This is a genomic window from Streptomyces sp. NPDC002537 (assembly GCF_053594975.1).
Window position 1 is genome coordinate 82,263 of the sequence record NZ_JBSFWT010000011.1, and the last position, 11,381, is coordinate 93,643.

Here is an 11,381-nt window from a genome sequence, read left to right on the forward strand (position 1 = left end):
CGCGCGAAAAGCCCGCGGCGACGCCGACTGCTGACATGCTCGTGACACAAGCCCCGGTGGCCCGGCCCGCCGCCGCGGCCGCGGCCGCACCCGCCGGGCTGCAGCAGTGGACGGACGCCGCGGCGCGGCTCCAGGCACAGACGCCCGGGCCCGCCCGGACCGAGGCGGAGCCGGGGACGGCCGGTGGCCGGACTTCGCCGGACAGCCGGCTCCCCTGGCAGATCGAGGACGAGAAGAGCGGCGCCAAGTTCGCCGTGAAGGCCGGCCGCGGTGTGCTCTGGGGCGTCGTGGCCCTCGCCGCGATCACCGGCGTCCGGTCGTGGATCTGGGCTCCCGCGCCCGCCAAGCCCGCTCCGGCCAAGGCCGACAGCGGGCCGCGGTACCCGGTCGAGGAGGCACAGGCGGTCGCCGCGCGGTTCGCGCGCTCGTACCTGACCTGGGACGAGAGCGACCCGCAGGCACGTGCCACGGCTCTGGCGCGGGACACGCCGAGAGGCACCGACACCACCGCCGGCTGGAACTCCAAGGGGCGCCAGCAGGTGCTCGTCGTCCAGCCCAGCACCGTCTCGGTGCTGGAGGAGAAGCGGGCGCGGGTGCGCGTTGACGTCCTCGTGGACGGCCCCGCCGCGGACCCGTCGTCCGCCGACAAGAAGGACGACCCGAAGAAGGACGACGGGAAGAAAGACGACCCGAAGAAGGACGACACCAAGAAGGACGACAAGAAGGACACCAAGCCCGCCGCGTCCGCCGCCCGGTGGATGGGTCTGGAAGTCCCCGTCGTCCAGGCGTCCGGCCGTATCGTCGTCACCGGCCAGCCCGGAATCGTCGGAGTCCCCGGTGGCGGCCCGTCCGTTCCGGGAATCAGCAACAAGAGCAACGACATGGAATTCAGCGACAAGACCCGTGGCGTCGTGGAGGAATTCTTCGCGAAGTACGCCACGGGCGAGTCCGACGTGGTCGCCGCGCCCGGGGCTTTCATTCCCGCGCTGCCGTCCGGGATGACGCTGGGCGCGGTCCGTAATTGGACCGTGGACGAGGGAAGCGGCACCGACCGCGTCGGTACGGCCGTCGTCAACTGGAATGTCGGCGGTGCCGAGATCGAGCAGACCTACCGGGTCAAGGTGACCCGTGTGTCGTCCGCGCAGGCCGAGCGCTGGCAGGTCGCCGAGATCCACGGCGGACTCACGCCGTAACCGGGCACCGTCGCCCTGACACCTTTTCGCCGGCCGCGTCCGCCGGCACCTATCAGCCTGCCCACATCACCGTAAGGGGAATTCCGATGCAACTCGCGCTGACCAGTGGCGCCGAACTCAAGTCCTGGGTCATCATGATCGCCGGGAATATCTTCCTGATCGTCCTCGCGGTCAGGGCCATCGGCCACTACGCGAAGCGCGAATGGGGCGAGCTTCTCGGCCACTTCCTGGCCGGTGTGGTCGTGGCCGGTTTCGTCTTCGAGTCGGATGTCACGATCCAAATGCTGAAAGACATCTGGACCAAAGTGGCCGGCTCATGAGGGTGGGGCACACCTTCACCCGCCACTTCGACCTGGAGACGCGGCAGCACGAGCTGCTCGGCATGGACCTCGGCGAGGGCCCGTCCCGCCGCGTCCTGATGACCGGTGCCGCGATCTACGCGGTCTGGGTGGGCGGACTGCTGCTCGTCTTCGGCCTCCCGTCGAGGTACCTCTTCACCCTCTACTTCGCCCCGCCCGCGCTCATCACCTTCTACGGCGCGCAGCGTTCGCGCCGTAACGAGCGGCGCTGGAACCTGACCCAGTGGGCGCTGGCCCTCCGCTATCTGACGGTGGGTCACCGACCCGTCGTCAACGGCGGGCGCCGCGCGGCCGATCGCAGCGAGTGGCTGCCGCTCCGGGCCCGGCTGGGCGAGAAGACCGACGAGTTCCTGGCCCTGCCGGGCATGGGCGTGTTCGAGGGGGCGCTCGGCGGCGAGGAGCCCAAGGCCATGGCAGGCCGCCCGGCGAAGCTCGACGCCCGCCCCCGGCTCTACGGGCCGGACCACGTCTACCGCGCCCGGATGCGCGGCCTCTCCGGCAAGGAGCGCAAGGCCGCCGAGCAGGCGGCGGCCGGGCGGCCGGCGCAGCACGCCGCCCAGCAGGTATGGACGGGCGGGGCGGGGCACACGCCCGGCCCGAAAGGCACGTAAGGGACCCGACTGTGAAGCTGTTCAAGGGCATCGCCCGCTTTCTCGGCGTCGAGGGTGATCGTTCCGCCCCGCCGCCCCGCTATGTCGCCCTCGCGGACGGGCTCGTCGTCACGGAGACGCACGCCGAGGCGTGGTTCGTCCTCTCGGGCTCCAACACCGACCTGATGTCGGAGAGCGCCCGGGACGCCGAGCACGACCAGGCGAGCAGCGCGCTGGCCCGTACGCTCTCCGGCTACGACTGCCATCTGAAGGTGCTCTGGGCGCCGTTGAACGCCGGCGAGTACCGGAACGAGGCGGACACCCTCTTCTCGGCCGGCAACTACGCGGAGTGGGCCGACATCCGTGTCGACCGCCTCGACGACCTGGAGCTGCCGACCCGGCTGCTGCTGCTCGGCGTGCGCATCTCCGAGCGGTCCACGCAGGCCAAGGCCCGGGGCAGCAGGGGTGTGCAGGATGCCCTGGGCATCGGCTCGACCTCCGTCTCCCACAAGGAGATCGCCCGTCTGGACGCGCTCACCCGGCGCCTGGGACGGCAGTTGGAGACCACGCCGTGGAAGGCGCAGCCGGCCACGGTGGAGATGCTGGCCTGGATGATCGCCCGTGAGCAGCGCCGCGGCACGGTGCTGCCGACGCCGGACGGCGAGGGAATGATCTCCGGCGCCAAGCTGGCCCAGCTCACCCGCGGCCGCGTCCTGCCCTACCCCGACCACCTGCGCTTCGTCGACCAGCACGGCGGGACCACGTCCTGGACCGCGATCCTCACCATGGACGGCTTCCCGGAGGAGATGGAGTCCCCGGGCGCGGGGGAGTGGCTGCGGGCCGTCGCGGAGATCACCTACGTACCCGAGTACGGGGACGACGACCACGACACCGACATCCAGGTCAAGCCGGTCAACCCCGAGCCCTCCGTCCGCTTCAAGGTCCTGCACAAGCGGGACGCCCTGAAGGCGATCGACGAGGTGCGCAGGCTCGCCAAGGAGCAGCGGCAGAGCGCCGCCAAGCACTCCGCCGGCGAGACCGCGCAGGAGATCGAGGAGACCGAGGAGACGATGACGAGCCTCTCGCGCGACATGAAGCGCGAGGACGTCACGCTGATGGAGGACCACCCGCGCCTGATCGTCAGCAGTGACGTCTCCCTGGACGATCTGCGCGCCCGCTGCGACGCCGTCATCGGCTTCTACGGCGGTCTGGGCATCGAGGTCAGCGTCGCCGCCGAGGAACAGCGCGAGCTGTGGCTGGAGTCCCAGCCCGGCGACATGCTGCGGGTGCCGGACCTGGTGCACACGCGCACGGTCGGCGCGTTCGCCGGCTCCTGGTTCTGGGGCGGCGCGTCGGTCGGTGACGACACGGGCCCGGCGATCGGCTACCTGACCGGCTCGACGCCCGGTGTCGTGCGCAACGACCTGACCGGCGGCTCCGAGCGCGGCGACGCCACGACCACGGCGTTCATCGGCCGAAGCGGCCGCGGCAAGACGACCGCGATGATGCTGTCCCTGCTGGACTCCGGTTTCCGCGGTTCCTTCGTGCTGGCCCTGGACTTCAAGGGCGACATGGGCGGCCTCGTCTCGGCCGGGCAGCGCTTCGGGCTCAACGCCCATCTCATCGAGACCGGCGCGCAGTTCGCGGGCGTCGCCGACCTCTTCACCCTGCTCTCCGGCGAGAGCGCCGAGCGCGCGCAGACCGAAGTGCCGGCGCAGCTCGGCATCTCCCTGCCGCAGCACCTGCGGATGCGCGGCGCGGAGACCCCGATCCAGAGCGCGGTCAACGAGACCATCGCCGCGGGCGACCCGGCGACCTGGAAGGTCATCGAGCGGCTGCGGCGGTCCGAGGACGAGCTGTCGCGCGAGGCGGGCAACGCCCTGTACGAGCTGTCGCTGACCGGCCTCGGCGCGCCCTTCATGGGCAAGCCGGACGGCTCCGCGCTGCTCACGCCCACGCCGGGCATCTGGGTCGTCCAGGTCCCCGGTATCACGCTGCCGTCCCCCGACGACGACCGCGACGACTGGTCGGTCCACCAGCGGCTCTCGGTCGCGCTCGTCCACTCGCTGCTGGCGTACGGCATCAGCATGGCCGGCCGGAAGGACCTGCGCGGTCTGCGGAAGGTCGTGGCGGTGCCCGAGGTGCACGTCCTGACGGCCACCCGCGAGGGCAGCTCGTTCCTCCAGTACATCGCCCGGGTCGGCCGCGCGCTGCACACCGCCCTGGTCGTCGACACGCAGGACCCGGAGTCACTGGCCAGCCTCACCGGCCTGGTCGAGCAGATGACGACGGTCTTCGGCTTCCAGCTCACGACGGCCGAACAGCAGGACGCCATGGCGGCCCTGCTCGACCTGCCGAAGGGCGACCACACGCGCCAGCTCATCCAGGCGATCGGCGTCGACGTGACACAGGAGATCCGGCACGGCCACTGCATCATGCGCGACCGCCGCTTCAACAGCGCGACCGTGCAGTTCGACGTGCCGTCGCTGGAGGTGCTGGAACTGCTGAGCACGACACCGAAGACGACCGGCGCGGGGGCGGGGCCGGGCCCGGTGCCGATGAGCAAGTCCGAGCCCGAGGGAGTAAACGCATGAAGCGCATAGCGGCCGCGGCCGCGGTGGTGGCGTCGGTCCTGGTGGTGACCGGGTGCTCGTCGTCGGACGGCGCCAAGGGTGACAGGAAGCCGGGCGCCGGGGCGTCCAGGACACCGGACGCCTTCGGGCAGGACGAAGCGGCGATGAAGGCCGTGGCGGTCAAGTTCCGGGAGGCCACCGTGCATCAGGACTGGCGGCAGATGTGTGCGTTGGAGACGCGACAGAACAGGCAAGGCAAGTCGGTCGACGAGTGCGTGGCGTCCTACGGCGAGAGCCACCCCGGCAGCCCGTCCTCCGTGACGGTCGAAGGAAGCCCTGTCACCATTCCGGCGTCGGGTGACTACATCGCGGGAACCGGACTCATGGTCGCCACGACGACCGACGGCAATGACGGTCGGAACGTCGACCGAGTCGCCCTGCGCATGGTCAAGGAGAACGACAAATGGCTGGTCGAGCAGGACGCGGACGTCTATGACACGGACATGAGGCACGGGGCCCCCGTGCGCGACGCCCTCATGAGGTCGTAGGGATGGGGATGCCTCGTTTCCGTACCCTCGCCATTCCGCTCGTCGGGGCGCTCACCACGCTGATGGTGACGGGCGGTGCCGCTGTCGCGAAGGACACGTCGAAGTACAACCCCGCCGGGATGGGGGCTCTGCTGCCCTCGCCCAACACCGTTCCCGCCGGGCAGGCCGGGACGCTCTTCGAGCGTTACAGCAACAGCGGCCTCTACCAGCTGGACAGTCAGCTGGGCTGGGACGAGATCGGCTATCAGATCCAGAACGGCATCGCCGTCATCTTCATGGGCCTGACGGTCCTGGTCGGCCTGGCAGCTGTGGTCGTCGTGCAGTGGGCCATCAAGTTCACCTCCGTAAAGGAGCTCCAGGACTCGATCGCCCACGCCATCTCCGGTGCCGCTGGAACCGTCTCCGAGACACTGCTTCCCTCGGCCCTGGCAGTGGGGGCCCTGGTGGCGTGGGCCAAGCACAGAAAGGCCGGCGGAAGTGCCATCAGTCAACTGGGCTGGGTAGCCGCATCCGGAATCCTCTCGGTGTCATTGCTGACCACACCCCAGGCATGGGTGGACGGAATCGACTCCGCGCGCAGCGTCGGCAGCTCCGTGGCCATGGAGGCCGCCAGCGCCGGTATGGGCACCGAGACGAAAGAACCCATCGACATCAAGGGCGATGTGTCTTTCAGCGGGTCGACCCAGGACAACATGCTGCGCAAGTCGGCCGACGCGATCTGGCGGTCGTACGTCGTGACGCCTTGGTGCGTCGCCGAGTTCGGCAATCTCAATGTGTGCAAGGAATACGCGCAGAAGCTCTGGGATACGAAGGGGGACGACACAAAAGGCCGCGAGAGCTGGCTGTCGGACGAAGTCTGCGACAAGTGTGTGGGCAAGGCCGCCGTCAACTGGCGCAAGGGCAAGAACGCCGGTCGCGTCCCCGTCGCCATCGCCGCCTTCGTCTGCGTCACCCTCTTCGCCGCCCTGGCCATCGCCCTTGCCTTCGCCTCCCTCGCCTCCCTCATCGGCGCGCTGATGCTGCTCCTGGCGGGAGTGGTCTTCGCCTGCATGTGGGTCATCCCGGGCAGGCCGAGACAGTGGGGGATGCGCTGGTTCGACATGCTGCTGGGCTTCACGCTCCAGTCGTTCGTCAGCACGATGGTTCTCGGCTGTGTGCTGATCCTGAACACCGCGAGCGTTTCCATGATCGGCAAGTACGGCTGGTTCGCCTCGGCCGGTATCAGCATCACCAGCGCGCTCGTGGCGTTCAAGTTCCGTGGCGTCATGGAGAGCATCGTCGGTGTCACCGGCGCCATGAGCCCGGGTGCCTCCGCGGCCGGCATGGCACTCTCCCGGGGAGCCGGACGGATGGCCGGACGGGCCGGCGGCTGGACGGCGGGGAAGGCCCTGCGCGGTACCGGATGGGCCGGTAAGCAGGCCGGCCGGTTCGCGGCCGGGGGCGCGCGCAAGGGCGCGAAGGCGTTCGACGAGAAGGTCTCCCACGTCGGCAAGGCCATGGCCATGAGTTCCTGGGCCGCCACCAACACCACTGTCCCGCTCGGTGTACGCGGAGGCGGCAAGGCCAAGTCCAGGGCCGGATCGGGTCCGGACGACGATCCGCCGCCCCCCGGTGGCGGCGGGGCGCTCCCTGCGGGCCCGCGCCGCGGCGGTGCGGGCAAGACCGTGGACCTGCCGGAGCGTCGTACCACCACAGTGGCCAATGTGCGCCCGGGGGCCGTGAACGTGGCCGCGCAGCGGGGGGGAGCCCGTACCACCCAGAACGCCCAGAAGGGCTCTGTGCAGAACGGCTCTGCCCAGAAGGGCTCCATCCAGAAGGGCTCCGTCCAGAACGGCTCCCCGCAGGCGGGACGCGCGCAGGCCGCGAGCAGCCGCCGGAACCCTTCGCCCTCGAAGCCCGGCAACGGTCAGGACGGCTACGCCTTCCGCCAGGCGCCGAAGCTGCACAGCGTGCCCCGGCAGCAGCGCATCAGTGACAGCCGCAAGGCGGCGGCGACCCCCGCGAACCGCAACGGCTCCGCCACCGCGGCCCGGACGCCGGCACCCGGCCGCCGCCGCAGGAGGAACGGCTCATGAGCAAAGCGGACAGGCCCAAGAACTCCGCCGAGTGGCGCGAGCTCCTCAAGGCCGGATACGAGTACCCCGAGGAGATCGAGCAGGCCCCGAAGCGCTCCCTGCGCCGCCGGGCCCGCAAGATCTACCGACAGGATCAGCGGGGCGAACTCAAGAGGAGCCTCGCCGAGGAGCGGCGCCGCGAGCCCGTCACCGCAGGCGGCGCGGTCGTGATGGTCGTCTGCCTGCTGCTCGTCGGCCTGGCCGCCAACCACTGGTGGCCCGACCACGCCGGGGCACCGTCGACGGTGGTGCAGGCGGGCGGAGGAAACGCTCCGGTCACGGAGTCCGCGCAGGACCGGGGCGCGAGCCCCGGCTCCGCGCCCTCCTCCTCTCCGTCCGCTCCTCCGCAGGCCGACCGCAGCACCCCGGAGAAGACCGCCGAGGGCTGGGCACGTGCCTACTGGTCCCGTAACCCGCCGGTGGACAAGGACCACACGGCGCCGGTGCTGCGGGCGGCGCCGTGGATGACCGACGCGCTGGCGCGGAACCTCGAGCAGTTCGACGACAAGGCCTGGTACGAACTGGTCTCCAACGGCGGCGTGTCCACGGTGGACAAGGTCACCGTCGGACCGGCCGACGACGACCGGGTGCGCATGCAGGCGAACACCCCCACGCGCGTGTGGCGCAAGGTGACCGTGGACACCACCGTCGCCGGCTACCGGAAGTACGCCGACACCAAGGTCTTGCTGACCGAGATCACGCTCGGCGACGACGGCTGGCGCGTGGGCAGGGTCCTGGGGGTCTGAGTCGTTGGACGGACGAGAAGCCCTCGCCCTCGCGGCGGGGGGAGCCCGCCGTGCCCTGATGGTCAAGCTGGGCATACCGGTCGCGGCCCTGTTCATGGCCTTTCTGGTGCTGCTCGGGGCGTTCGCCGGCATCGGCGGCGGTGGCGGCGCGTACGCCGCGGGCTGCGGCAAGCCCGGCCAGCCCGCCGACGACGGTCCGTCGGGCAACGGCCGGGGTGGGGACCGGACGGGCGGGGCGGGCAAGGAACTGCGTGCGCGTCAGGTGGCGAACGCGAAGATCATCGACCAGGTCGCCCAGGACGGGAAGCTGCCCGGCCGGGCCACGCTCATCGCGCTGATGACGGCGCTCGCCGAGTCGGAACTGGACAACATCAACTACGGGGACCGGGACTCCCTCGGCCTCTTCCAGCAGCGCCCGTCGTCGGGCTGGGGCACGAAAGACCAGATCCTGGACCCCAAGTACGCGGCCCACATGTTCCTCTTCGGCGGCGACAGCGGCGACCCGCCGGGCCTGACGAGCTATGCGTGGGAGAACATGTCGCTCAACGACGCCGCCCAGAAGGTGCAGCGTTCCGGTTTCCCCGACGCGTACGGGCCGAAGGAGACCCAGGCCCGCAGCATCGCCAAGGAAGCCGGCATCGATCTGGAGCGCTCGGGCGACAACCACCCCAACCAGCCGGGGAAGTCCGGGAACACGGGGGCCGACGGCAAGCCGTCGCAGGGTGACAGCGGCAGCAAGAAGCCCGATGCTCCGAAGGACTGCAACACGTCCGGCACGAGCCAGCCCGGCAAGCCGGGCGAGCCGTTCCACGACGGCTCCGCGGGCTGGCCCGCCAAGGTCGTGAACCGCCGCTCGACGGCGGACGCGATCAACTGGGCCAAGGCCGAGGCCGACAGCCACCGCGCGAACTGGTACCAGAAGTGTCTGGCCTTCACCTCGATCGCGTACGGCTGGAATTCCTCCGGCACCAATTACGCCATCGACCACTACCAGGACGTCATGCCCAAGGACTGGCGGCACGACGGCGACCGCAACCCGCCGCCGGGCGCCCTCATGTTCTGGGACACCGGGCACCGGGCCGGCCACGTCGCGATCTACGTCGGCGACGGCAAGATCGCGTCCAACGACATCGTGACGCCGGGCGAGATATCCATCGTCCCCGCCACCGACATCGAGACGAAGTGGGGCGCCAAGTACCTGGGCTGGTCACCCCCCTACTACCCCAACGCGGGATGACCCGGATGATGGTGCGGCGGAACCGAAGGGGACCGGCGGTGAGTAAGGATTGGCCATGCCTGTTGTGACGGACCTCGAATCGGTGCCCCTGACGCCCGTGTACACCATCGTCATCAGCGTGACGGGAGAAGCGAGCATCGACGGGGAGCAGGTCGAGAACCTGCCCGGCCAGGACGCGCGTACGTCGGCGCTCGCCGACATCGCCGTCCGGGCCGCCCGCCGCGGGCATCCGGTGCGGATCAACGCGAAGGAGCCGGACGGCGCGGTCTGGCCCCTGATCGTCGACCACGACGGCGCGGTGACGCCACTGGACGCGCCACACCCCGTGGCGCCGCCGCCACCGGCGCCCCGGCCGCTGCCATTGGAACCGGAATCGGAGTCGGCCGTCCCGCTCGCGCCGCGGCACGCCGCCGTGCTCGGCCGGGTCGTCGCCGCGGAACTCCGCGGCGACCTGGCCGAGGCGGCCCGGACCGCCGGGGAACTGGAGCAGATCCTGGCCACCGAGCTGGGCCCCCTCCACCCGCACACGCTCGGCGCGCTGGGCACCCGCGCCTGGCTGTCCCTGCTGCTGCGGAACGACTGGGTGTCCGCCACCCGGCTGCACCTGCTGACGGCGGTGCGCCGTCACGAAGCCGGCGCACCGGAGACGGAGACCCGGCGCGCGGCGCGCAACGCCCACGCCGCCTGGGACCGCCTGCGCGCCGTCGACCCGGCGGCGGCGGAGGCGCTCCGCCCCGAGCTCGGACGGGTCACGCACCTGACGGACTGATCCGGGTCGCGCCCAGCGCGAACATCAGCGGGACCCTCGGCGCGTCCTCCGGCAGCCGCCACCAGCCGCCCTCCCCCCGCACCATGTCGGGGAAGCGCGGCCACGGCAGAAGCTCCGTCTCGCGCAGCACGTCCACCCGCAGACCCGCGCCCGCGACCGCTCCCACCACGTCCCCCATGCCGTGGCGCCACTCGTAGCTCACCGTCGCACCCCGCAGGGGCGGCCCGTCGGTGTACGTACGGGTGTTGTCGATCCGGAGCGGCCCCCTGCCGCTCAAGTAGTCGTGCCGCAGCCGCAGGACGCCCCGCTCCTCGTCCGGGTGAGGAACAGGGCCGAGGGAGTTGAACAGCGGATGGAACTCCACCACGTACAGCAGGCCGCCCGGCCGCAGCAGTGCGTGCGCGATACGCGCCCACCGGTCCAGGTCCGGCAGATAACACAGCGCCCCCTTGCCGGTGTAGACGACGTCGAAGCGCCGCCCGCCGAGCGCGGCGACGGCGTCGTGCACATCGGCCCGCACGAACTCCACGTCCTGCCCCGCGTCATGGGCCAGCTCCCGGGCCTGCTCGACGGCCGCCGCGGAGAAGTCGAGCCCCACCGTGCGCGCCGCGCCCCGCTCGGCGAAGGCGCGGGTCTCCGTCCCCAGATGGCACTGCAGATGCAGCACACTGCGCCCGTCCAGGGGCCCGACGTCCTCCCACTCGAAGGGCGCGAACCAGTCACCGGGCGCGCGGGAACCGTCCAGCCCGTAGAACGCGCTGCCCACGTGCACCGGCGTCCTGGCATCCCAGTTCCGCTCATTGGCCCGCAGCATCTCCTGAACGGTCGGCTCACGGCCTGCCTGCGTCATACCGGCGCTTCTACCCGCTCCACCGGCGCGGCGACACGTCACACCACAGGGCGGCCGACACCCCACTCCGCCCAGCAAAAACGCCCCTCTCGCAGGGGAGGGGCGCGTATCACAAACGGAGCGCCCCCGGCAGGACTCGAACCTGCGGCCAAGCGCTTAGAAGGCGCCTGCTCTATCCACTGAGCTACGGGGGCCGGTGTACGGCGGTCGCGGACGGGTGAACCCCCGGGCTCGGTGGTGCCGTGACCTTGCCGGGGACAAGGATAGGGCTCCGCTTGCCCCGTCCCGGTTGCTTCACCTCCGTGGCACGATGTGCAGGTTTGGTGAAGCGGTCCTGATAATCGCAGGCAGGTACGAATCTTGCACCGTTTTTCACGCCCCGCGCGCCGGGTGTTGTGTACT

10 protein-coding genes and 1 tRNA gene are annotated in these 11,381 nt (G+C 70.8%); 9 read left to right on the top strand and 2 right to left on the bottom strand.

Features of this window, described 5'->3' with window-relative positions:
- Positions 1-35: 35 nt before the first annotated feature.
- From ACWD4A_RS08055 to ACWD4A_RS08095, 9 genes are all read left to right on the top strand, one after another.
- On the top strand, positions 36-1,193 hold the full coding sequence (locus ACWD4A_RS08055) for a hypothetical protein (protein ID WP_451190826.1): 1,158 nt from the start codon (positions 36-38) through the stop codon (positions 1,191-1,193).
- Between the two features lie 86 nt (positions 1,194-1,279).
- Positions 1,280-1,513 carry a hypothetical protein gene (locus ACWD4A_RS08060; RefSeq protein ID WP_451190828.1) on the top strand — a complete coding sequence of 78 codons (234 nt, stop codon included), beginning with the start codon at positions 1,280-1,282 and terminating at the stop codon, positions 1,511-1,513.
- A complete protein-coding gene (locus tag ACWD4A_RS08065) occupies positions 1,510-2,163 on the top strand; it encodes a hypothetical protein (RefSeq protein ID WP_451190831.1) in 654 nt (217 codons plus the stop codon). The genes ACWD4A_RS08060 and ACWD4A_RS08065 overlap by 4 nt, the downstream gene beginning before the upstream one ends.
- A gap of 11 nt (positions 2,164-2,174) precedes the next feature.
- Positions 2,175-4,736, top strand: coding sequence for an ATP-binding protein (locus tag ACWD4A_RS08070; RefSeq protein ID WP_451190834.1), 2,562 nt, complete (start codon positions 2,175-2,177; stop codon positions 4,734-4,736).
- Positions 4,733-5,263 (top strand): hypothetical protein, encoded by a 531-nt coding sequence (locus tag ACWD4A_RS08075; RefSeq protein ID WP_451190837.1) that lies wholly within the window; start codon positions 4,733-4,735, stop codon positions 5,261-5,263. Before ACWD4A_RS08070 ends, ACWD4A_RS08075 begins: the two co-directional genes overlap by 4 nt.
- 8 nt (positions 5,264-5,271) lie before the next feature.
- Positions 5,272-7,338, top strand: coding sequence for a hypothetical protein (locus ACWD4A_RS08080; RefSeq protein ID WP_451190840.1), 2,067 nt, complete (start codon positions 5,272-5,274; stop codon positions 7,336-7,338).
- Positions 7,335-8,123 (top strand): hypothetical protein, encoded by a 789-nt coding sequence (locus ACWD4A_RS08085; protein WP_451190844.1) that lies wholly within the window; start codon positions 7,335-7,337, stop codon positions 8,121-8,123. The genes ACWD4A_RS08080 and ACWD4A_RS08085 overlap by 4 nt, the downstream gene beginning before the upstream one ends.
- A 4-nt stretch (positions 8,124-8,127) precedes the next feature.
- Positions 8,128-9,360, top strand: a complete 1,233-nt coding sequence (locus tag ACWD4A_RS08090) for a peptidase M23 (RefSeq protein ID WP_451190847.1) — start codon at positions 8,128-8,130, stop codon at positions 9,358-9,360.
- A 55-nt stretch (positions 9,361-9,415) separates the two neighbouring features.
- A complete protein-coding gene (locus tag ACWD4A_RS08095; protein WP_451190850.1) occupies positions 9,416-10,129 on the top strand; it encodes a hypothetical protein in 714 nt (237 codons plus the stop codon).
- Here ACWD4A_RS08095 and ACWD4A_RS08100 read toward each other — a convergent pair.
- The gene (locus ACWD4A_RS08100; protein WP_451190853.1) at positions 10,110-10,979 is read right to left on the bottom strand and encodes a class I SAM-dependent methyltransferase; all 870 of its coding nucleotides are present in this window, start codon (positions 10,977-10,979) and stop codon (positions 10,110-10,112) included. The genes ACWD4A_RS08095 and ACWD4A_RS08100 overlap by 20 nt on opposite strands.
- 121 nt (positions 10,980-11,100) lie before the next feature.
- Positions 11,101-11,173 (bottom strand) — tRNA-Arg (locus tag ACWD4A_RS08105).
- Positions 11,174-11,381: the final 208 nt, after the last annotated feature.

What these genes read in the sequence shown, in the direction of transcription:
- ACWD4A_RS08055 (WP_451190826.1), top strand. Translation starts at nt 36, where the DNA reads ATGCTCGTGACACAAGCCCCGGTGGCCCGGCCCGCCGCCGCGGCCGCG.
- ACWD4A_RS08080 (WP_451190840.1), top strand. Translation starts at nt 5,272, where the DNA reads ATGCCTCGTTTCCGTACCCTCGCCATTCCGCTCGTCGGGGCGCTCACC.
- ACWD4A_RS08085 (WP_451190844.1), top strand. Translation starts at nt 7,335, where the DNA reads ATGAGCAAAGCGGACAGGCCCAAGAACTCCGCCGAGTGGCGCGAGCTC.
- ACWD4A_RS08095 (WP_451190850.1), top strand. Translation starts at nt 9,416, where the DNA reads ATGCCTGTTGTGACGGACCTCGAATCGGTGCCCCTGACGCCCGTGTAC.
- ACWD4A_RS08065 (WP_451190831.1), top strand. Translation starts at nt 1,510, where the DNA reads ATGAGGGTGGGGCACACCTTCACCCGCCACTTCGACCTGGAGACGCGG.
- ACWD4A_RS08075 (WP_451190837.1), top strand. Translation starts at nt 4,733, where the DNA reads ATGAAGCGCATAGCGGCCGCGGCCGCGGTGGTGGCGTCGGTCCTGGTG.
- ACWD4A_RS08100 (WP_451190853.1), bottom strand. Translation starts at nt 10,979, where the DNA reads ATGACGCAGGCAGGCCGTGAGCCGACCGTTCAGGAGATGCTGCGGGCC.
- ACWD4A_RS08060 (WP_451190828.1), top strand. Translation starts at nt 1,280, where the DNA reads ATGCAACTCGCGCTGACCAGTGGCGCCGAACTCAAGTCCTGGGTCATC.